This window comes from Spirosoma litoris (genome assembly GCF_054776755.1).
Genome location: NZ_BAAHBI010000020.1, coordinates 72,687 through 95,571, shown reverse-complemented (window position 1 = coordinate 95,571; position 22,885 = coordinate 72,687). Strand labels below are relative to the sequence as shown.

20 protein-coding genes are annotated in these 22,885 nt (G+C 46.5%); 5 read left to right on the top strand and 15 right to left on the bottom strand.

What is annotated here, in order from left to right; translation table 11 throughout:
* Positions 1–34: 34 nt before the first annotated feature.
* Complete coding sequence (locus ACYVGR_RS12595) at positions 35–1,012, top strand: AAA family ATPase (protein WP_460957059.1); 978 nt, start codon at positions 35–37, stop codon at positions 1,010–1,012.
* A gap of 59 nt (positions 1,013–1,071) precedes the next feature.
* Positions 1,072–1,581 (top strand): peptide-methionine (R)-S-oxide reductase MsrB, encoded by a 510-nt coding sequence (gene msrB / locus ACYVGR_RS12590; protein WP_460957057.1) that lies wholly within the window; start codon positions 1,072–1,074, stop codon positions 1,579–1,581.
* A 64-nt stretch (positions 1,582–1,645) separates the two neighbouring features.
* On the opposite strand, the gene ACYVGR_RS12585 is transcribed toward msrB, so the two are convergent.
* From ACYVGR_RS12585 to ACYVGR_RS12555, 7 genes are all read right to left on the bottom strand, one after another.
* Positions 1,646–3,178 carry an MBOAT family O-acyltransferase gene (locus ACYVGR_RS12585; RefSeq protein WP_460957055.1) on the bottom strand — a complete coding sequence of 511 codons (1,533 nt, stop codon included), beginning with the start codon at positions 3,176–3,178 and terminating at the stop codon, positions 1,646–1,648.
* Positions 3,168–4,211, bottom strand: a complete 1,044-nt coding sequence (locus tag ACYVGR_RS12580) for a glycosyltransferase family 2 protein (RefSeq protein ID WP_460957053.1) — start codon at positions 4,209–4,211, stop codon at positions 3,168–3,170. Before ACYVGR_RS12580 ends, ACYVGR_RS12585 begins: the two co-directional genes overlap by 11 nt.
* Before the next feature lie 25 nt (positions 4,212–4,236).
* On the bottom strand, positions 4,237–5,979 hold the full coding sequence (locus tag ACYVGR_RS12575) for a hypothetical protein (protein WP_460957051.1): 1,743 nt from the start codon (positions 5,977–5,979) through the stop codon (positions 4,237–4,239).
* Between the two features lie 16 nt (positions 5,980–5,995).
* Positions 5,996–7,432 (bottom strand): DUF6056 family protein, encoded by a 1,437-nt coding sequence (locus tag ACYVGR_RS12570; RefSeq protein WP_460957049.1) that lies wholly within the window; start codon positions 7,430–7,432, stop codon positions 5,996–5,998.
* A 9-nt stretch (positions 7,433–7,441) separates the two neighbouring features.
* Positions 7,442–8,374, bottom strand: coding sequence for a DMT family transporter (locus tag ACYVGR_RS12565; RefSeq protein ID WP_460957047.1), 933 nt, complete (start codon positions 8,372–8,374; stop codon positions 7,442–7,444).
* Positions 8,375–8,377: 3 nt separating this feature from the next.
* The gene (locus ACYVGR_RS12560) at positions 8,378–9,454 is read right to left on the bottom strand and encodes an LptF/LptG family permease (RefSeq protein WP_460957045.1); all 1,077 of its coding nucleotides are present in this window, start codon (positions 9,452–9,454) and stop codon (positions 8,378–8,380) included.
* Positions 9,455–9,559: 105 nt separating this feature from the next.
* On the bottom strand, positions 9,560–10,213 hold the full coding sequence (locus tag ACYVGR_RS12555; protein ID WP_460957043.1) for a metal-dependent transcriptional regulator: 654 nt from the start codon (positions 10,211–10,213) through the stop codon (positions 9,560–9,562).
* A gap of 176 nt (positions 10,214–10,389) precedes the next feature.
* On the opposite strand from ACYVGR_RS12555, the gene ACYVGR_RS12550 reads away from it, so the two are divergent.
* Positions 10,390–11,724 carry an Nramp family divalent metal transporter gene (locus tag ACYVGR_RS12550; RefSeq protein ID WP_460957041.1) on the top strand — a complete coding sequence of 445 codons (1,335 nt, stop codon included), beginning with the start codon at positions 10,390–10,392 and terminating at the stop codon, positions 11,722–11,724.
* 14 nt (positions 11,725–11,738) lie between these two features.
* Here the strand turns inward: ACYVGR_RS12550 and ACYVGR_RS12545 are convergent, their stop codons facing one another.
* Complete coding sequence (locus ACYVGR_RS12545; protein WP_460957039.1) at positions 11,739–13,304, bottom strand: glycosyltransferase family 39 protein; 1,566 nt, start codon at positions 13,302–13,304, stop codon at positions 11,739–11,741.
* Between the two features lie 188 nt (positions 13,305–13,492).
* Between ACYVGR_RS12545 and ACYVGR_RS12540 the strand changes: the two genes are divergently transcribed.
* Positions 13,493–14,080, top strand: coding sequence for an RNA polymerase sigma factor (locus ACYVGR_RS12540; protein WP_460957037.1), 588 nt, complete (start codon positions 13,493–13,495; stop codon positions 14,078–14,080).
* On the top strand, positions 14,077–14,856 hold the full coding sequence (locus tag ACYVGR_RS12535) for a hypothetical protein (RefSeq protein WP_460957035.1): 780 nt from the start codon (positions 14,077–14,079) through the stop codon (positions 14,854–14,856). Before ACYVGR_RS12540 ends, ACYVGR_RS12535 begins: the two co-directional genes overlap by 4 nt.
* 7 nt (positions 14,857–14,863) lie before the next feature.
* Here ACYVGR_RS12535 and ACYVGR_RS12530 read toward each other — a convergent pair whose 3' ends face one another.
* The 7 genes from ACYVGR_RS12530 to ACYVGR_RS12500 are packed head-to-tail and all read right to left on the bottom strand — an operon-like array spanning position 14,864 to position 22,848.
* Positions 14,864–16,522, bottom strand: a complete 1,659-nt coding sequence (locus ACYVGR_RS12530; RefSeq protein ID WP_460957033.1) for a LamG-like jellyroll fold domain-containing protein — start codon at positions 16,520–16,522, stop codon at positions 14,864–14,866.
* A gap of 38 nt (positions 16,523–16,560) precedes the next feature.
* On the bottom strand, positions 16,561–17,472 hold the full coding sequence (locus ACYVGR_RS12525; protein ID WP_460957031.1) for a tetratricopeptide repeat protein: 912 nt from the start codon (positions 17,470–17,472) through the stop codon (positions 16,561–16,563).
* 12 nt (positions 17,473–17,484) lie between these two features.
* The gene (locus ACYVGR_RS12520; protein WP_460957029.1) at positions 17,485–19,674 is read right to left on the bottom strand and encodes a protein kinase domain-containing protein; all 2,190 of its coding nucleotides are present in this window, start codon (positions 19,672–19,674) and stop codon (positions 17,485–17,487) included.
* A gap of 33 nt (positions 19,675–19,707) precedes the next feature.
* Entirely contained in the window at positions 19,708–20,481 is a 774-nt protein-coding gene (locus ACYVGR_RS12515) for a caspase family protein (RefSeq protein WP_460957027.1), read from the bottom strand.
* A gap of 4 nt (positions 20,482–20,485) precedes the next feature.
* On the bottom strand, positions 20,486–21,292 hold the full coding sequence (locus ACYVGR_RS12510; protein WP_460957025.1) for a PP2C family protein-serine/threonine phosphatase: 807 nt from the start codon (positions 21,290–21,292) through the stop codon (positions 20,486–20,488).
* Positions 21,293–21,295: 3 nt separating this feature from the next.
* Complete coding sequence (locus ACYVGR_RS12505) at positions 21,296–21,898, bottom strand: FHA domain-containing protein (protein WP_460957023.1); 603 nt, start codon at positions 21,896–21,898, stop codon at positions 21,296–21,298.
* Between the two features lie 5 nt (positions 21,899–21,903).
* On the bottom strand, positions 21,904–22,848 hold the full coding sequence (locus tag ACYVGR_RS12500; RefSeq protein WP_460957021.1) for a hypothetical protein: 945 nt from the start codon (positions 22,846–22,848) through the stop codon (positions 21,904–21,906).
* Positions 22,849–22,885: the final 37 nt, after the last annotated feature.

The window sequence follows — 22,885 nt, the reverse complement described above, 5'->3', positions numbered from 1 at the left end:
TAGTTAACCTCTACAACTTTATAACTCCGAAAGGATGCAATCAAACACATCATTCTCTTACCATACAAAAATTCGCGAGGTGTTTAGCGAAATGAGCCAGGTTGTGATTGGGCAGGAACGACTGCTTAATCGGCTGCTCATCGGGCTGTTCACCGGTGGACATATTTTGCTGGAAGGCGTGCCGGGTCTGGCCAAAACCTTGACCATTAACACCCTGGCCAAAGTACTGGAGTTAGATTTTCAGCGTATCCAATTCACGCCCGATCTGTTGCCCGCCGATCTGATTGGAACCATGATTTTCAACCAGAAAACGGCTGAGTTTGAGGTAAAACAGGGACCTATTTTTGCCAACCTGATTTTGGCCGATGAAGTCAACCGCTCCCCCGCCAAGGTGCAGGCAGCCCTGCTCGAAGCCATGCAGGAGAAACAGGTAACCATTGGTGAAGAAACCTTTGTCCTGGATCGGCCCTTTCTGGTGCTAGCGACTCAGAATCCGGTAGAACAGGAAGGAACCTACCCCTTGCCCGAAGCCCAGGTAGACCGATTCATGATGAAAGTCTTTGTCGATTACCTGAACAAAGAGGATGAACTGGAAGTGATGCGCCGAATGTCGAACATGAATTTCGACTATGAAGTGCAGCCCGTTTTGGGTAAGGAAGAACTGGTAGCCATTCGCAACGAAATCAATGGTATTACCATCTCGGAAACACTCGAAAAGTATATTATTGAGCTAGTCTTCGCTACTCGTCGACCGCTGGAGTACAACCTCCGCGACGAATCCCGTTACATTCAGTTCGGCGTGTCGCCCCGCGCTAGTATCAATCTGAATCTGGCGGCCAAAGCACTCGCCTACTTCGACCGGCGCGATTACGTTCTTCCCGAAGACATTAAGGAAGTAGCTCCTGATGTGTTCAATCACCGCATCATGCTCAACTACGAAGCCGAAGCAGATGGCGTTACGACCTTACAGATCATTGACTCCATTTTGCGTAAAGTCGCCATCGGACGATAGGCGAAGTTGGTGAACGAGGACTGTATAGATAGTGTTTTGGTTTAGAAGGATATATACCCATGAAACCAACTCAACTATTTCTGCTAATTGCCATTTTGATCGCTGGAGGACTCTGGTTCTACGGCACTTACCTGGCCAAGCCTCGCCCTCCTCATAAACGTCCTGAAGGTGTCACCTCTCCTGGCAATCGTCGGGTTGAAAAAACGGATGCCGAATGGAAGCAGATACTGCCACGATCAGTCTACAACATTACCCGCAAACAGGGTACTGAATGGCCCGGCAGCAGTGAACTAACCAACGAACATCGGCAGGGTGTATACGATTGTGTTTGTTGTCACAATCCCCTTTTTCGATCCACAACAAAATTCGATTCCCATACGGGATGGCCAAGTTTCTACGCTCCTATCGTTTCAAATGCAGTTTATAACGAACCCGATGGCAATCGAACCGAAGTTCGCTGTTCGGTTTGCGATGCTCATTTAGGTCATGTGTTCAACGATGGCCCCGAGCCTACTGGGCTTCGTTATTGTATGAATGGCGTGGCGCTAACGTTTGAGATGCAGCCATAAATTTACAATTCGCGAATTGCGAATCATCTACATAACACCCTGTAATTCAGACCCCTACCCTAAATCAGAACTGAAAATAAATGAACTGATTCGAGGAGAAGACCCCGAAGAGATAGGTCACAAATGTAATTAGGCCGAAGAGGACAGCGAAACGAACGGTATTACGGGTTGGAATCGTCAGATAAAAATACTCCTTCACCATCAAGAGTGCGATCAGGAAAACACTGAACCACATCTCGACGGAATTCATCGGGCTTTCGATACGATCACTGAACGATAAGGTTGCAATTTGTTTCAGGACCAGAAAAGCATCGCTAAGATTACGGGCCCGAAAGAACACCCAGGTCAACATGATCAGCACAAACGTGATGAGGGTATTCACAACTACCCGCACAGGCGATTTACGGCTTTGTGTATCGTTTACAGGCGACGTGACTAAACTGGCAGGCGTGCTCGAAAAACCCATTTTCGCCAGCAATTTATCGCGCAGAACGGCCAGAATCTGATAAAGCCCATTTAGTCCACCCCAAATCACATACGTCCAGTTTGGGCCATGCCAGAGACCACTTGCCAGAAATACGATCAGCATATTCACATACTGCCGGAATTCGCCCTTGCGATTGCCCCCCAGCGGAATGTAAAGGTAATCGCGAAACCAGGTCGATAGCGAAATATGCCAGCGTCGCCAGAATTCCGAAATGGATTGAGCAATGTAAGGGGTTCGGAAATTTTCCATCAGATCGAAACCCATGACCCGCGCAGCCCCAATAGCCACATCAGAATAACCCGAGAAATCGCAGTAAATCTGAAATGTATAAAAGAATGTGGCAGCTAATAATGTCAAGCCATTATGCTCCGACGGGTTTCCATAGGCATAATCAACCAGCATAGACAGCCGATCGGCAATCACTAACTTTTTAAATAAGCCGAACGCCATCTGCATCAACCCAGCTTTGACGTTCTCAACATCGTACTTGAAATACTCGTGAAATTGCCACAATACATTTTGTGGGCGCTCAATCGGTCCGGCTACCAACTGCGGGTAGAACATGACGTAAAGCGCATAAATACCAAAATGCTTCTCCGCTTTGTGATTTCCCCGATACACCTCGATGGTGTAGCTCATGGCCTGAAACGTGTGGAACGACAGCCCAATGGGCAGAATGCTCATGTTGTCTTTGTAGGACGAAATATCACTTTTACCAAACACGTGTAAGACTTTCACAAAGACCTGATTCGCCATTCTGGTAACCGTTTCAGCGATATGCGGCATCTGAAACGTATCGAACAAGGCAGCAATATTTTCGGTAAAAAAGCCGAGGTATTTAAAAAACGCCAGGATACCGAGGTTCGAAATCAGGGACAGAATCAGTAGCCATCGTCGTGTTCTTCCACTTGTTTTTTCAATCCAGATACCAGCTATATAATCAATGACAATGGTCAGAAACAGGATCAGGATGTACGCTGGCTGGAAAACCATGTAGAAGTAGCAACTGGCTACTAACAAAAGTATCCATCGCCCCTGCCACTTCAGGCTGAAGTAGCTAAGGGTAACAACAATAAAAAACAGTAAAAACTGTAGTGAATTAAATAGCATTCTCCTGTGGTTTCTGGCCGTTCACCCCAGACAAAGACTGACGTTTCTGCTGGCGAATTACCTCCCGAACAACATAAAGCGGGCGGCCTTTGGCCTGAAAAAATATCCGCAACACATATTCCCCAATTAACCCCAGCGCAATCAGTTGTATACCACTGAACAGAATAATAAAGAACAACAAAGCCGTAAAACCTTGGGGAACATCATGATACACAAATCGTTTGATGAGCGTCTGAATCAAGTACAGACCAGCAATTCCCAACGTGAACATACCCACTCGGGTAATAATCTTGACGGGGTATTCACTGAAATTAAAGATTCCATTGTAGGCCAATCGCTGGAGCATTTTGAACGAGTATTTCGACTCCCCGGCCTGGCGGGCGTCCCGTTCATACTCGAATCCGATTTGCTTAAAGCCTATCCAGCTCCGCATGCCCCGAATAAACCGACTTTCTTCAGGCATCTGATTCAGTACATCGGCTACCCGGCGGCTAATCAGCGAAAAATCACCGCTGTCCAGCGGCATATCCACGTACGAAATCGAGCGCATAAACCTATAAAACGACGCGTAAGCCGTTCGTTTAAACCAGTTTTCTTTCCGCTTTTTCCGAACGGCATACACGACATCGTAGCCTTCCTGATATTTCTGATAGAAATCGGTCAGCAACTCAGGCGGATCTTGCAAATCGCCGTCAATGATAAACAAGGCTTCGGTAGCGTTAGCGCGTGCAATACCCGCCGATAACGCAATCTGGTGACCATAGTTACGGGAGAGAAATATGCACTGATATCGGCCATCGGTCAGGGCAAGCTGCTGCATCTGTATAGCAGTATCATCGCGGCTTCCATCATCAACCAGTACAACTTCAATAGTCAGGGGTGAATTCTCCATTACGGCGTTCAACCGTGTAATCAGGCGCGGCAACGACTCGGTTTCGTTGTACAGTGGAGCGATAATTGAAATCTGAGGATTTGGCAAAATAATAGCTGGTGATTCAGTGACTGAAGTGGCAAAAATAAGATTTTTTGCCATTGAGGGGATAAGGCGTTTTGGTTTCTTAAGGAACGGTTACGACCTGATTACTAAATCGAATCGGGTTTTTCTCATCTGACGGCGACAGAATACCTACGCGATAACGCCCCGGTGCAACCGTCGGATTAATGATTTCACCCTGAATCGTTCTGACAGGTCGGTTCAGGTAATAATTTGTAAATGAATAGGGGATCTCTGATGGAAAGAGATACGTTCGTTCAGACGATTGTATCACAATGGCCGCATTATCAATCGGTTGACCCAGAGAATTATAATCGGTTTCGGCGATATAGCTGTACCCTCCTCCCAACACACGTATGTGTAAACTGGTGTCGGGTTTCAGTTGATTCGGCGAGAGTAGCCGCGATTCGTAAGGTGTATAGTACGTCTCTGGGTATTCATAAATCCCCCGACGAATTGTTTCATTCATCGTTCGCTCGGCTAAGGCAACAAAAGGACTTCCCCAGCTCGGCCCGAGGCCGGTTTTATTATGCTTCTGATTAAACGTATAGGTCAACAACTGGTGCTTTCGGTAGGCAATTTTCGGCAGTTGGACAACATACCAGTTGGCCCAGATGAATAAACTAAGCAGAAGCCCAACGCCCACCCATCGGTTCAGGGTAAACTCAGATTGACGTTCGCTCAGTACATTCAGATAGATAAGACTAACTAGTACGGCTGGGTAAATCATATAATTGCTGATCAACATAACCCCATATCCAAAACGAGGTCGTAGAAAGGCAACGATCACCGCATTAACCATCAAAAATGTATAGCAACCTGTAAAAAAGTAGCGCCGTTTCCAGAGGGCTTTCGTAGCTCGGTTCGAGGATTCATAGGTGCCCATTCGATGCCCCAATCGAGGCTCATTCATGCGCCACAGTAATACTAGCATTGTGAGGATAATGGCAAATCCCGCCAGTGTTGGAAGTATACTCCGCCAGAGAATATCAGCTTTTGAAAAGAAATCAAACAGGCCGCCCGTGAACGTGAAAAAACCCAGGAATACCAGATAAGGATACTTCAGAAAGAAGGATACACTCGTCTCGTTACCTTGTCCATCCGGGAAATCATGAAAGTAAAATACGATCGTTCCTACCCCCACTACAAGCCAGATAAACAACCGAATCCACTGCCGCTGCAAGGCTAATACCACCGCTCCTGCTACCCAGGCAAACAGACCATTACTCATCGAAAGCGATGTCAAAATCTGTACCGCTAATGCAGTTCCAAATCGACTTTGCGTATCGCTAGCCAGCAAATAAATGGCCGTGAACGCCATCATGATCACCACCTGGTGCTGTAGGGCGGTAATTGCCCATAGGCTGGTGAGGTAATACTGAGGCTGGAGCAGCAAAAACGATACGGGAACAAATGCCAAAAGGGGCAGATTAGTTGATCGAAAAACACGATAAAAAAGCCCTAAAAGGCCCAGCAGAAAAGCAAAAGCGGCAAACACCAGCCAACGATAACTGACCTCACCCGTCAGCTTATAAAACGTCAGCGTAATTAACTTGCCAATTAAAATTCGATGTTCATTGTTAGGCCGAATCAACCAATCCAGCTTTTCACTTAGTGTAGGTGCATCGATATAGCCAATAATAAAACTAAGAAATGCATCGATATCATCAATCCAGGGAACATTGGCCACGTACGTTAATAAGAGCGCCCAAAAGCATAAGATGGGTATTGTTACCAGCACAGACGCCAGCACACGTGACTGGCTGGATTGAAACGAATAAGAATTGGATATAGAAATTAGCCTCATAAGATTACAGGACTGACTACTTAGATTTCTCCGTCAGTATAATCGCTTTTTTATGAAAATAATCAGCCCAGCAACGGTTCCAGAGGTGCTTCGGGTCATGCTGAATGTCTTCCAGAAATAAAGAAACAGGGTAAGTACTCAATGGCATCAGTAAACTGATATCTGTATCTGAGTGAGCTAACTGGACATATCGCTGTTCCATTTCGCGATCATATTGAGCTGCCCGTCCGCTCAGCCAGTCGCCATACACAACAGGGATCACAGGCCCAACAGCTGAAGAGGCAAGTGCCCATACCAATAAAACATACGTCAGAGAACGGAAATTTACCTGCCAATGATCGAGTTGTAACCGAGGCCGTAAAAACCTGACCAAAAGGGTTATAGTGTAGATCCAGCTTAGCCAAAAAGTAAGATTCACCACATTGATCAACCGGGGAATTGGTGCAATACCAACGCCATAAAAGTGTAATGAGATCAATGCCAGAACGGTGGCAAATCCCTGTAGAGCACCCAATGCAGGATGTACTCGCAAATAGGAAGGCAACTCACTCAATCGGCCCGTTCCAATTGGTTCTGTCAATTTCCAGGCAATGGGAACATACAACAAGGATAGAGGAAGCCAGGGGGTTCGAACAATTTGCTGAATGATATAAGGCCCCATATAGCGCAATGATGAAATTAACGTTAGGGGAATATTACTGCTATTCGGATTAGCCCCTAGTCGAATGGCGTTACCAGGTGCCTTCATCAGAAAATAACAGGACAGACCCGCTACGACCATCAAAACCACCGTTGGCAGTGCCACTCTCCGGCGTTGAAGCAGATCCACAAAGGCAATCATGGCTAATACGGATAGCATCAGTACCATGGTCATTTCGCTCGATCCAATAATAGCCGACACAAGTAAACTTTCGATCAGCAAATAACCCACTTGCAGGCCAAATCCACGCCGTTGATGAGCCAGTAGCGTAGCCAGCAACAACAAAAATAAGGCGCTGGAAAGGCCGTAACTAGCCAAACCGGTGTACCAGTATAAATATTCGGGAATGCTGGCCAGCGTTACCATAAAACCAACAAAGAGCCCTGACGCCAAAGCGGCTTTAATACCTATCTCGAATTTTCGGTAAAGCCATTGGCTGACTAAGGCATAAAAGCTAGCCAGTAGAATGCCCAGAAAAATGATTGGGTACACTTTAACCCCGCCAAACCAACCAATTACGAGTGGATTGGTATGTACAATGAAATTATGGAAGAATCGCCCAGTCCAACCATCATAATACATTTGCTGTGCTTTCCAGAAACCAAATTGCATGGCTGTATTGGCAAAGCAATAATCGTCGGTTGGCGACGGGTGATTGAACGTCGCCAGGGCAATTAAGGGTATGATTAACACACCGGCAAAAACAAGTAATGCACCGGCAATAACACGCGTTAAAGGCATTGATTCACGCATAATAGCGGACTAAGTTGAGGTGGGTAAGGTAGCTTGTGTTTTGGTAAATCGACTATTCAGAAATGGATAGGCTAAAACAGCTGCCAGAATCACAAGAGTCCCTCCGTAAAAGCCCAGGGTCATTCGTTCCGTATCGCCAAAAATCAATACGGCTAATAAAATACCGTAAACGGGCTCCAGATTTACCGTTAAAACAGCCATATAGGGCGAGAATTTCCGCAACAACCCTACGCCCACCGTGTAGGCATAAACGGTACAAACCATCGACAGCACCAGCAGCCAAAGCCATTGCAGAAGTGAATCAGGTACGTATTGTATGACGTGATTAGCATCCATTGGGTCACTTGACCGAACAAGTAGCCAGAGTACAAATGCGCCCACCGATGCACCTATCATCTCGTAAAAAGAGATAACCAGCGCGTCGTAACGCTGCGTAAATCGGCTGTTAATAATTGTAAACAAAGACGATAGCATAGCCGAAAACACAGCCACCGCTAACCCTACGACTTTATCGAACTCAAACCGAAAAATCAGATAAAGACCAGCCATAACTACAGCACCCAGCACGACCTCAATGGTACGCACGCGCCGACGTAGCACGAGTGGTTCCAGTACGCTAGCCCAAAGTGAACTGGTGGCCATACCCGCTAAACAAACCGAAACATTGGCCAGACGAGCCGCCAGAAAAAATAGAACCCAATGTAGCCCAATCAGCCCTCCTGTCGCCACTAATCGCCAACGGTCGGCCGGAGATACCAGAAGACTCTGCCGGCGCCATAGAAGCACAACGCCCATACCGACCACGGCAAGTAGCGTCCGAAATAAAACCACCCCCGACGAATCGAGGGGCGCTAATAATTTGCCCAGAATGGCTGTAAACCCCCAAATCAGGACAATGAAATGGAGTTGCAGATAATCTGTGAAGGAAGGCTTATAATTCATTCATCACCTCGGTATTGTATTGTACAATAATACCCCGATGAGTGCAAAAATAGCGTTTGGAAGCCAGACTGCTACTATAGGATTGAGGTTGCCAGATTCAGCAATGCCTTTGGCCAGCATAAAAAACAACAGGTAGATAAAGGCTAAAATAAACCCTAAGGCCACTTGCCACCCTACCCCACGGCGACTCTTACGGGCCGACATAATGACGCCAATCACCGTCAGAATGATGATGGCAAACGGACGAGTATCGCGACTGTACTTTTCAATCAGATAAATTTCGATACCATCTGATCCACGGCTTTGCAGCAACTCAATTCGCTTATTGAGTTCAGGCCGGGTCAGGGTTTCGTAAAGGTTAAAATTCGACCCAAAATCGTCTGGTTTCAGATTCAGCGTGGTATCGATACGCGCACCGGGCGTAAGGGTCTCACGCAAACCGTTTATATCCCGGATTTTATAATCCACGATGGTCCACTTTTTCTTTTTCTCATCCCATTCAATATGGTCGGCCGTTAGTTTCTGTTTGAGTTGATTACCCTCTACGCGCTCCAGGGTGAATTTATAACCGGTATTAACCACATTATTGTAGCTCTCCAGATAGGCGTAGGTATTGGGGGCAATTTTCAGATGGACATTCCGATTCGAGTAGGTAAACGAATCGTTGATATACTTGATTTCGAATGCAATCCGGGTTTTGTTAGCTGCCGGAATCACGTAGTTAACCATAAAATAAGTCGCTACAGCTAGCACCGATGCACCTAGTACATAGGGTAGTAACAAGCGCATGAAACTAACACCCGTACTCAGAATTGCAATAATCTCAGTTCGGGCAGCCAGACGGGAAGTCAGGAAAACCGTAGCAATAAACACCATCAATGGGCTGATGTAATTGGCCCAGTACGGAATGAAATTGAGGTAATAATCCCAGAGAATTTCGTTGGTAGGGGCATGTGTCTTATGAAAATTGTCCACCTTTTCGGTGTAGTCAATCATAACAACCACCAACACAATGACCATCACCACGAAGATGTAGGTCTGCAGAAAACGTTTGAGTATATAAGCGTCTAAAAGTTTCATAAATCGTTTAACGGTTTACGGTATATGGCTTAGGGTAGCCGGTGGCTGACACGAAAGCAATATTTATGCGTCAGCCACCGACTACCATAAACCGTAAACCATATACTAATTCACCAATAAATTCTTCGCGACTTCATGGCTGACGAATACAGTACGACCCGTTACGATCTGAACCAGTACCGATTTGTCGAAGGCGTTGATTTCCTCAATTGTTATCGTACAGCCAAGCGTTAAATTTGAGTGATCGAGGTGTTGCAGAAATTCAGGGGAATGTTCTAACACAGCCATCAGGCAGACTTCCTCTCCTATTGCCACCTCCGATAATTGTCGATAACCCATTTCAGGCATTTGACCCGCTGGAGTTGGAATTGGATCGCCATGCGGATCAAACTGTGGACAGCCTAAATACGTATCTAAACGGGCCACTAACTCTTCTGACCGAATGTGCTCTAATTCTTCCGCAATTTCATGGACTTCATCCCAGCCAAAACCGAGCTTCTGGACCAGAAAAACTTCCCAAAGCCGATGCCGCCGAATCACTTGCAGGGCCAGCCGTTCGCCCTCTTCCGTCAAGCGAACGCCCTGGTATTTCTTATAGTGAATTAACTGTTTATCAGCTAGTTTACGAAGCATATCGGTTACTGAAGCGGCCTTTGTCGATGTCATTTCTGCCAATGCATTCGTGCTGACTTCCCCCTGCCGACGATTGGCAAGTGAATAGATCATCTTCAGGTAATTTTCTTCAGTGAATGATTGCATAGACCACGACTCCTTGTACAGAAAGGCAAACTAAATCAAAACAGTTTACCCACAAAGGTAGTTTTTATGTTAAACTTTCTAAAAATTTAGACTGGTCTAAATTTTTATTTCAATAATACTTATATTTGATGCATTGTAAGTTTGCTCAACTGTTCTGATGATTACCAATTGCTTACATGGAAGCAACTAATACACAAACGAAAAACTGGCGACAGGAGTCTAACGAAAACTCATTAGGCGATGTTCATAGCTCTGTTCACGTACCCAAGGGCGCAGGTTTTTTTAAAACATTGCGAGCCTATGCAGGGCCTGGGCTGATGGTAGCTGTAGGCTATATGGACCCCGGTAACTGGGCTACTGATATTGCAGGAGGAGCCCGTTATGGGTATCGGCTGTTGTCGGTCGTTCTGATTTCCAACCTGTTCGCAATTTTACTTCAACACCTGGCACTCAAATTAGGTATTGCTACGGGTCGCGATTTGGCACAAGCCTGTCGCGATCATTTTAGTCGTCCGGTGGGTTTCGGTTTATGGCTGTTGGCCGAAATCGCCATTGCCGCCTGCGATCTGGCTGAGGTTATCGGTTCAGCAATTGCCCTAAATCTACTATTTGGGCTTCCACTTACGATTGGTGTTCTGATTACCTCGTTAGACGTATTGCTGCTGCTTTACTTGCAGAATAAGGGGTTTCAAGTGCTCGAACGGATTGTTGCCAGCCTGATTTTCCTGATTGTTGGTTGCTTCGGCTATGAGTTGCTGGTTTCGCAACCTAACGTTGGCGATGTTTTTGCCGGGCTGATACCGCATACCGATGTGATTACCAATCCGGGGATGCTTTACATTGCCATCGGGATTCTGGGGGCTACCGTCATGCCGCACAACCTCTATCTGCATTCCAGCATTGTACAAACCCGCGATTTCGGGCGTAATGATGCGGGACGACAATTGGCCATTAAATTCGCGACAATCGATTCGACAGTTTCTCTGTTTCTGGCTTTCTTTATCAACGCGGCCATCCTGGTTTTATCGGCTGCAGCGTTTCACTTCTCGGGCAACCAGCACGTTGCCGACATTACCGATGCCCATCGGCTCCTTGACCCAATTTTAGGCGTTAAACTAGCGGGTATTCTGTTTGCCGTAGCCTTGTTGGCCTCGGGCCAAAACTCAACGTTGACGGGTACACTGGCTGGTCAGATTGTGATGGAAGGCTTTCTGAATTTGCGAGTAAAACCTTGGATACGTCGGTTAATTACCCGCTTAGTGGCGATTGTTCCTGCGTTTGTCGTCACAATTCTTTATGGTGAACATGGCACCAGCGAATTACTCGTACTGAGTCAGGTCGTGCTGTCTCTCCAACTCAGCTTCGCCGTTGTGCCTCTGGTACAATTCACCAGCGATAAAGAGAAAATGGGACGTTTCGTTAATCCAGGTTGGCTAAAAACGTTGTCCTGGGCCGTTGCTGCCCTGATTATGGGCCTGAATGGGTATCTGCTTTGGGACACACTAGCGTAATAAACAATTGAATGTCAGCGCGACTCATACACGTCGAACTCAGGGAATCTACGCCTGAGAACATAGTGAGCCGTTGTCAATCCTGGAAATTCAGTTGAAGTCTCGCCAGAACGTGTAATCAAAAAGCGTATCCCCTGTTGGCTGATTTGCTTATCGAAAGCTGAATAATCTAATTTTTTACGAGGATACATAACGGCTGCAATCATGTCTTGCTGAGGAATGATGCAGTTTCGATAAAGCAACCCATTGAGGTAACAGTAGTTATAATTCGTCACAAACACAGCGTCCGTAGACTTTAGCTTAAGCGAATCCCTCAGGTAATCAGCAATCTGTTTTTGTTGCCGATAAGGTGTTTCAGAAAGAGCCCCTGAACGCATGAGCAAAGGCCAGTTGAAATTCGTCATGTTGGGGACAACCGCCCAGAAAATGGCAGAAAATGCCAGCAAGGGCCACCCCATCCCTCGCTTATTTATCAGGAAACTTTGCTCATTTAGCCAAACTGCTACAACTAAACCTGTTAAAGCCACATACTCCGTGAAATAATTTAACGCCGAACCCCATTTTATACTCGTCGACAACGAAAATCCGAACAATACCAGCACGCTCCAGCCCAGCCAGCGATAGTCTGCTTTAGTTTGCCGTATGAGCCAGATACATAGCGGCAAGCCAATGGCAATGTGTACACTAAATGTCCGGAAATAATGATCAACGATGTTGATTTTGAATGACGACCAGTCAACGCCCTGATTCACACCGTTAATAATGTTTGCATACAATAGGATTGGGTCATGTTCGGGCATAAAACCAATCAGGAAAACCAGTCCGGTTAGTCCGATACAACCACCCAGAACAAGCCCTTTCAACCAGTGGCCGTTCACGAACACGTAATAGCCCACCACCGCAAAGGGTAAAACAATTCCCGATTGTTTTGTCGCAATGGCCAACGCGGCTAGTCCAACAGCACCGGCCAACCAGCTAAATTCCGGCTTCTTTTGCTCTGTCTGAATAGCTCGCACAACCGCATATAACGTGGCTATTACCCATAAAATATAAAGGCTATCAGGCCGGGAATAGGCTTGAGGAGGCAATAACACGAACGCCGATATGGCAATCGCCATGCTTGCTTTTGTTGTAAGAGAAAACCGCTTTCCCAACGCAAAAAGTAGTACTGCGTAAAACCCATTAGCCACGAGCGAGACAAGCCGACTTAACCGGTAAATACCCAATGTATCATCAAGCTCTACTCCTGCCAGATAACCAATCGCAGCTACAATCCGATAATAAATAGGGCTATACTGGGTAATGGAATACGGGGCTATTTCTGGATTTGCATAGAGCGGATAACCCGCCATATATCGCTGGATCGAATAGATTGCATTGCTTTCAATTCCACCGATATCGGAACTAACAAAAAAAATCAATCGGTAACGAATCAGCGTCGTTACCAGCAGGCAGCCTATCAGTAAAACCAGCGAGGGGAGCAGTAGGCTCGTCTCCTTTACTGGATAAAGTTTACCATATTTCTCCTGGGTATTCCGATACAGTAAAGGTTTTACATCCGTTTTTTCTACACTTACCATTTTCTGAGGTTGGACTTTGATGTTTGGTACTGTATAGATTGAGCAGCAAAAAGGTCAGTCAGAACAGGTAAAAAAATTATTGATCAAATTTCTGACTTACCTTTTCTACACCTTCCCTATTCATCAATGATTGGCTGTTCGTTAGATGCTGAGCTATCGGGTTTTATCTTCGTACATTCAACCACCTTATGGCAACCCGACCACTACCCATTTACGCAACAGACCAGAATTTTTACGATGCCTTGAGTCGGCGCGATGAGCGGGCATATCAATATTTATATGCTGAATCGTTCCCTTCTTTCCGCTATTGGGTGCAGAACAACAATGGTACCGAAATGGACGCTGAAGACGCTTTCCAGAAAGGGCTGCTCAACTTTTTACTCAACATCGAGACAGGAAAATATCAGCTTCAGGCTGGCACCCGTATCACTACGGTCGTCTTTGATTATTGCAAATGTGTCTGGCTTACCGAGCTAAAATCGGCCCGATTTCGTAACCGAGCCAGTTTGCCGGATACAATCGATGTAATTGACACCACCGATGTGGTAAAGGACTTAGAACGAATGGAAGTTGTGAAGGTGGTTCGACAGTCGTTAGAGCAACTCAAAGACGAATGCCGAAAACTTATTGAATGGTTTTATGTCGAAGAAGTTTCACTGCGGGAAATTGCTGAACGACTCAATATGAAAGAGTCTTCGGTTAAATCGAAACGGTATGATTGCGCCGAAAAGCTGAAAGGGTTTTATCAGAAAGTGGCTAATAAGAACGGATTATGAACCTATCTGAAGAGCAATACGAAGTTATTGAAGCCTACCTCAACAATGAGTTATCGGCAGCAGATCGCACTGTGTTTGAGAACGATATACAGGCCGATGCCGAACTTAGAACAGAGGTTGCCCGTCAGCGCGACATCCGGTTGGGTTTGCGGGCTATTGGCATTGAGCAAGCGTTGGAACGGGCAAAATTGCAGTACAAAGCAACCATAGCCACTGAAGAAACAATTGCAGAGAAACCGATTGTTCGACCGTTGATCAATTGGCGTTATTGGGCTGCAGCTGCTTCGGTCGTAGTAGTGCTCAGTATTGGCTATTATACCTACCAGCAAACCAGCGACCGGCAGTCTGATATCGCCTACGCCGAAACATCTACGCCCGACGAGTTAGTCAAAGACTTTCCATCCGGTGCCGTTTCACCCGATGTTCAGGCTCAATTACTGGATGCGCTGGCGAAGTACAAATCGGGGAAGTACGACCAGGTTATTGCTCAGCTGAAAACTTTACCTACTGATAAGCAGACGATTCACTACAAAAACTATTTCCTGGGATTAAGCTACTTGGCCAATAAACAGCCAACAGAAGCGATCCCTCTATTAAACAAAGCCTTAACAGCCCCCTCGCTCAAAATCCGACAAAAAGCCGAATGGTTTCTGGCGCTGGCTTACGTGAAGAACGACCAAAAAGAAAAGGCCCTACCTATACTGAAAACCATCAGTATCGACAAGGCCAATCCGTTTCAATCGCTGGCAAAACAGGTGTTACAAAAAATTGAGTAACCCTGGTTTACTGGTTAAATAATGTCTGCACTTCAGCAGCAGTTATCGCACGTTTATAAATTCGGATATCGTCCATAGCTCCACTGAAATACTGAGGAAGCGCTTGAGATTGTGCGCCAAATTTCAAATCTCCACCAGGACATGTATCTATACTACTACCAGGTAAAGAATCTGTTTGACCTAGAAGTATGGTATCAAAATACATTCGAATAGACTTACCGGAATAGGTAAAGACTACATGGTGCCATTTGCTCAAATCAGGCGAACTTGAAAAAGTAACTGTTTGCCACCCAGCAGCCGGTTTGCAGTTACTACCTTGCTTAATATCTACGTTAATAGCTATACCAGAGCCGCTTTCACTAGGCTTGATAAGAGAACTATACATTTCATTGGTTCCATCACTGAACTTGGATTTATTGTAAATCAACATCCTGTCATTCACAACATTAGGCTTAATCCAAATACTAATCGAGAGATCATTCGGATTTAAGCTATTGTTTTCGGGCATATAGAAATAATCGCCTGAGCCATTTAGCGAAATCGCAGCATTTGCTTTGCCTTTCCGATCAGACACGAATGTTGGATTCCCGACCAGTTTGACATCATTATTGTTCGCACTGGCATCCAGTAATGACCGATCGGTAAAGGATACGGAGGCTATTAAATCCTGCGAAACGGTATCGACCTGCGTAGTCAAGGTCATGACATCACTGTAAATAACATCGCCCGAAGCCGTTATAGCATAGGAACGGTAGTAATACGTTTTGTTGGGCGTCAGATCGGTAAGCGTCACGACTACATTAGCGCCTGTAGTCGGACTGGTAACTTTTACGGTCGATGAGTTCTTATCAGGCGTACTACTGCTCGATGAGTAGCAGATACCATACTCAACAGCCGCTGGACTTCCTGGATTCGTTACTACAAAATTCACGGATGCTGTTGTGGTTCCCACAGAAGCCGTACCATTAACAGCAACAACTGGGTTTTGTCCAGTTCGGAAGGTTTGCACATCACTATAACCAGGCGTTGAAACTGCCGAATTAATGGCATAACTACGCACGTAATAAGTCGTATTCGGTAAGAGAGGTGTCAGCGTAAACGAAGTCGGGCTATTAATTGGCAGAGCAGTCGGCATATCGATTACGGTTACATTCTCTTTACCAATTTCGGGTGTGGGATTGGTGGCCGAATAACAGATTCCATAGCGAGTAATGGTTGCATTACCCGTAGAGGTTAGGGTCATACGTACCGCTGCTGACGTTGTGGTAACGTCGGTAACAGGTTGTAAGGTTACAGTAGGAGACAATGCATTGCTCACCGAAATTACCTGTTGAAGTACAGTCTCGTTGCCACACGAATTTGTTAGCGTAGCTTTAACGGTGTACGTACCTGAGGCTGGATAAGTATTGCTAACCGTTAACCCAGTAGTAGCCGTAGTACTGTTATTACCAAAATCCCAGTTTACTTTATCGATAGTCCCACTGCTACCGCTGATTGAAAAATCGACTTTCAGTTGCTGTATTTGAGTGGAAAGAGTACCCGCAGGTTTTATACACTCCCGTTGCGATTTACGTGAGGGAATATCCCAGTTACCACAACTCAACAAGAGCATTCCACTGCCAATAACTAAAAAACACGCACTTATATAAACCAATAAACGATTCATTATCAATAGGAAATTAAAGATTCGATGGATAGACAGAATCAAAATGTGTAGCTAACAGCAAGGCCCCATGACTGTGAAGAGGGTTTCCATTGTATAGCACTTGTACGTGGTTTGGGCTTGTGAATCAGCAGGTACAATTCAGCAATGGTGGCTACAGCTGCAACGCCCAGGCAAGCTTTAAACAGTCCATTTTTTTTCTGGGCAGCCTCGGCAGCATTATAGGCATCCGTATACTGAAGATAGGCACTTCGATCACTGATCACACCACTACCCGAAGGATCGACAGTCTGGCTGATCTGGCTCAGTGTACCCATTTTCGATTGATAATCATTGCGCAAGATGAGTGCATAGACTCCCGCCCCTACTGCGACTAATCCCGTAACTACTTTCAGCCCTACTTGCTTTGAATATTTAGGTGCAGTAATTCCATTAATCGTCTGAATTTGAATTAATAGAGTTTCTTTTTTTATCGGCGAAGCATATTTGCTTGCTTCGGTATAGGCCTGTCGGGCTTCTGTATACTGTTTCTGTTTAAAAAACTGATTCCCCTCTCGCTCGTAGAGATCAGCCAGTTGCACCTTTGTCAACGCATCATCTGGATTTAGATTCAGAAGTTGGCCAAACAAACGGACAGCCTCCTGACTTTTACCTTGCTTTATGGCATCATCGGCCTGTTGGCGAAGTTTCAGCCCTATGGTGCATTCCTGAATTTGCTCTTTCGCATAGGCATCGTTTTCAAAACCAGGAACTTCGAGACAGTTCTGATATTGCCGCCGAGCTTCTAGATACTTTCCTTCCTTAAAAAAATCGTCGCCACGTTTCTTGTAGCGATCATATTCATCATCGACAACAGTTGCCACAGTTGTTCGGCCCAGAGCCTGGAAAGCAGGCAGCCCGACAAAAGACAGCAGCAATACTAACATGAAATGGTGTAGTGGTTTGAACATCATAAATTAGGTGGGTTACTGATTGGTACACTGTTTAATTTTCCGTCTGACTTCATCCGTATCTTTCAGAGCCTGTGCCACCTGATACCAGGCCTTCGCTCCGTCGAATTCGTCTGTAGCAAAAATCTTATTCGCTTTGGCCATGTATTGTGCGTAAGCGGCCTCGGCTTTAGCCGTACTTAATTCCTGTCCTTTTGCCAGGTCCTGTGCTTTACTGAACGAGGAGATAGCTTTTGCTTTATTATTACCAGTCGCGATGGCTTTTACGCCTTCCTCAATCAGATCGTCGTATTTAGTCTGCTGTTCCTGCTTTTCTTTCAGTCGCTTAGCACTGGCATCCTCTTCTGGTTCGGCCGATTTTGGTTTCTCTACTTCCGGCGTTGGCGTCGTATTTTTAGGTTGCTCTGGTGTAGCACTAACGGGCTGTTCCTCACTTGACGCTTGTTTCTGGAGTTCCTTCTGAGCAACATCCCGTAGTTTAGTTACGTCCTGCCGGGTCGGGTCAAGCTGGAGGGCGCTGTTTGTCAATACGAGAGCCAGATTATAGTCTTTGGCTTTATACGCCTGATGAGCTTTGCCAAGAGCGACATCGATACGTTTACGTAGATCAGCTTTCGATTCGTCGGGGATTGATTTTATTGCTTCGGAAGATTTCGGCTTCGCATTAGGAACCACACCTGTGGTCGTTGTACTATCTGATTGTTGCCCAGTATTGGTTGTACTGGTATCATTGCTGTGCAAGCTCAAATACAGCCCAAGCCCAGCAACAACGATAGCGGCCGGAGCAGCGATCTTCCAGGGAAATGTCTGCCCGATGGGATTGCTTGTCGATTGTGGAAGGGTTGGTTTTGATACCGTTTGATCCTTGACTTGGGTTGACGCTCTATCTGTAGACGGCGCAACTACAGCAGCTGGTTTGGGGGCTGGTCTGTCAACTGTCGGGCCAGGGCTGGGAGGAGCTACATAAACATCCGTTTTTTCTTCTTCATAAACATCAGTTAATTCCGACTCAATCGCTACGGGTTTAGGCCGAAGCTGCTCAATACACAGCGCCAGCCCTTGAATGGCCGTTTCATCTGTTGGATTGAGTTTCAGCACTTGCTCGTACTGGCTTTTGGCCTGCTCAAAACGCTGTTGTCGACACAGGGCATTAGCTTCGTTCAGTAACTGGGTGAGTTGCTCTTGCTGGAGAGCACTCGTACATTGATTTAGTCGATTCTGGGCTTCAACATGATGCTCCCGCTTGGCCAGTACTTGCTCAAGCACCGCAATAGCCCGCTGGTAATCAGCGTGTTCAAACAGTATATTGGCCTGATTCAGTAATTGCGGAATCTGGTCCAGCAAATCCAGCAATTCATCTTCCTTACGAACACGCTCATGAATGTCGCGAACCAGGCACCGGCGAATCATGGTCCCATAAGGTTCAGCAATCTGGCTTAAGCGAGCGGGTAATTCGACCGTCATAATTTTCTTTTCTACCTCACGTCGCACCGACTGTTCGCTGCTGTTCCGTGAATCAGCCCGGAACGGTTTCTCGCCCGTCATCATTTCGTAGAGAATGACGCCAAACGCCCATAAATCGAGGTTGAAACTCACCCGACTCCCTTCAATTTGCTCGGGCGCTTTATAGGATGGTGTACCTCGACCGTCGCTCAGATCAAAATCTGAGCTATCGAGTTCGTCATCACTCACTAATTTACTAAGCCCAAAATCAGCAATCTTTGGAATGAATCGCCCAGCATTATCTCTGGATATTAGGATGTTAGCCGGTTTAAAATCGCGGTGAACGATGCGGTGGCGATGCAGATGCTGGAGGCCGAGCAAGATCCCTTTTGTAATCTCATAAATTTGCGTGGGTGTCAGCGTTACACGTCGGAGCAAATCGGCCAGATTGCCATCCGGGTAATATTTCATGATCGCGAAATCGCTGACACTGGTATCCGTTTCCAGGCGATGGCAGGAATCGTAGCGCGCTATATTGGTTTGCCTCGGCACTCGTTGCGCCAGTTCAACTTCGGCCTTCAGCGATTTGGTATCATGGCCCTTAAACTCACTGATCTTTATCGCTACCCACTCCGTTTCGAGCTGATCTTCAACTTTGATAACCCGGCCATACGTACCGACACCTAACAGAGCTCCCTCATCATTCGGGTGGATCGGATAACGCTTTTTAAAGTCCAGAAACGTAGTAAACGTCTGATTCATACGAAAGGGTTAGGTGGGTATAATGTGGATCAATCAAAGATACGCTAAAGGCAGGCTATCCGAAAACCGACCATAAAAAACCGGTGTCTGCTTTCCTTTCGTTCGCTGCCTGACCAGTGGAGCTACGTATTTATGCAGCTCTCGTATAGTTACAATGCCATCGCCGTTGAGATCGCCCTGCCCGGTCAATCCTTTGAGCAAAAAGTAGGTAAACGCTCCTCCTGCCAAACGCCGATCTTCAACCGCATACTGAGTTGATCGACTGGCCAGTAACATAGCTACGTTACTTCCGTCTCGCCCTGTCTTTGCCAGTTCAGAACGATTGGTTTGTTGGCGAGTTATGCCACCAGACAGACAGGCATCGGCAATACACAGTTTTGTCAGGGCTTTAGACGCACGAAAAGCCGCTTTAATGGCGGCATAGGTTAGCAATTTCCGTCGATCGTCCGGACGGGCATCGTATGGAACAAAACTATCGGGAAGGCCATGTCCCGAAAAATACAGGATAACCCGGTCGTTTGTGCCCGCTTGTCGGAAGAGTGTCAGTGCTTGTTCAATGGTAGCTTGTGTTGCCTGCCGATTGGTTAACAATCGAATGTGTGATGCCAATACACGGCCGCCCGACTTGCTCTGCAAAAAATCAACTACCTGACGGGCATCCCGATCGGCAAACCGCAAATCGCCGGTTGAATACGACAGCGCTTGATAATCAGCAATGCCTACGACAACCGCATAGGTTTGCCCCTGTACCATCGGCGGCTGAAAGCCCAACAATATGCCTAAACTAATCAGTAATGGAGTCAACATAGCTTTAGAAGGCATTCACGGATTGAACAGGCTTAGCCTGGGTTACCTGACTAATTCCTATCAAATAGCCTGAGTAATTATCTTTAATATGTCCATCGCACAGGGCCTGTAACGAGCCGATTTTAGCCTGATCGGGCATGTCACTGGCAAGTAGTGTTGCCAGCACATAGTCATCGATTTTTTCCAGTACGCCATCTGTACACATGAAAAAATAATCGCCCGCCCGCACATCCGATAAAACTGTTATCTCGGACATAGGCCGGGTAGCCTGCCCGTCTTTATCAGCAGCACTGGCCACCACCGCCCGACTCAGGCGATTACGCCAGGGGTGTGTCAGTGCCTGAGTGGCCGTGATGATACCAGCCTCTACCATGTCGTTTACCTGCCGATGATCCTGCGTCTGAAACACAATCTTACCTGCCCGAATCTGATACACACGGCTGTCGCCAATGTGGATTACCGTTGCTCCCTGCTCATGAAACTGCAAGAGGGCCAGCGTTGATCCCATACGACTAACCAACGGATGCTGTTTCAGATAATCGTCATAGGCCGAATAAGCCAGATCGAGAGCCGCTTGTATATGAGCCCTATCAAAAATGGGCTCATTCATCGAGGCAGAATAGCCGATCAACGCATCACAAAGCAACTGGCTGGCAATCTCTCCCTTATCGGCCCCGCCCATTCCATCGCACACAATAAAAAGCTGCGTCTGCTCGGTAGCCATCGTCACAGCCGGATATACTGCATCCTGATTGATCGTCCGTTGGCCAATGTGCGAAAAGGCAATGGGCAAAGCTGGCTGAATCTGCATAGTTTACTGAGTTCGGTCAGGGTTGAAATCCAGTTCGATTTTATAGGTATCGAGCATTGCTGAGGGAATTGTGTAGTGCTCTAGCCGAAACCGATCTACACCACCCAACGTGATAATTCCTCCATCGCTAACATCGATCAGTTCGGTTTTCAGCAAAGGGACTCCATTTAGTTGCGTGCCATTCAGACTGGGTTGGCTCAGTTGTGTGGTCGCATCCACAGCGCCATCCTGAAGTTGGTAGCGCAATTGACCCGTCCATTTATCAAATACAATAGTCAGCGTACAATGCCGACGGCTAATGAAGCACCGACCGTTATGAACAAAGCGGGCAACCTGAACCGTACTGGCATCGGATGTACCGATGACGTTACTGCCAAACTGCAATCTGTACGTTGTTTCAGGAGTACCCAGGTACGTCAATTGCCCAAACGAGGGAAGCCCCTGAACAATAGAGTCGTCGTAATGAAACGGCTTTTGCAATACATTAACAGCGCCACAACCCACGTGCGAACACACAATTGACCCACGTTCGGTATCGACGGCACGAACCATAATGCGTCGACCACACTGCTGGCAATTAATAAGCGTTGTTTTAAATCCACTCATATCTCTTACTCGTCCATATCCTGAACATTGCCGTCGTTGATATAGGTATCATCGTCGTATGTATCAGCCGCGTGGGTTTCGTGGTTATCTGTTGGCTCATCCAGATCGGCCGCTTCATGCGATGCTACTAATACAGTGGATGTCGGAGGCTCAGATTCAAGAATTGAATCGACGATTTCTTTCGACATACTTTCTTCTAGCCCCTGATTAAACTGGTCGTTACTCAAGACTATTGGGTGGTCTAAACGAATGGCTGCCGTTAATTCACCATCCAGCGAATCATAGCGATAAATAGTATCTAAGCCATCATCGCCACTGGCGTCGACTATCCGATATGTATTGCTATCCGCTCCATCCAAAACCAGCGTGTCGATCACACCATCATGATCAAAATCGAGACCCATTATTCGCTGGCCGTTCAGGTGGCCTTCGATGATAGTCGGTTCAGAAGCCGGTTCTTGCGTTAGCGTAGTATCATGAGCACGGTTTACCGGTTGCGCATATGGTTTCACAGGCAGATGCTCACCCGTAATCATTTCGGTATATTCCTGCCGCTGCGTCAACGAAAGACCACTCCATTCTTCTTTCTCAAACGTATTGTACCAATGCCCATGCCAGCTAAACACGCCCCCCATCCCCACTTCTTCGCGAGCGGTTTCGAACGCCTGTTCAAACGTCATGCTATCAGTCGTTTTTCCAGCAACATCAATATCGTCAGGAATTTTGGAGGTAGCGTTCACATCTGACGATGTGGGCTCCTCGTCTGGTTTAGGATGCCCGGGTTTGTGAACAACTGCCCAGGCAGCACCACCTAATAACATAGCGGCAGCCGAAATGCCCAGCATTTTCTTTTTATCCATGGTCAAGTTTGATTTGGTGGGGATAGAAGCGGAAGCATCCATCGTATATGAATCGGTTGATAAATCGGTTTGCTCGGAAAGTTGTGACATGGTGGTGATGTGCTAATTGGTTAAGATCAATCAGAAC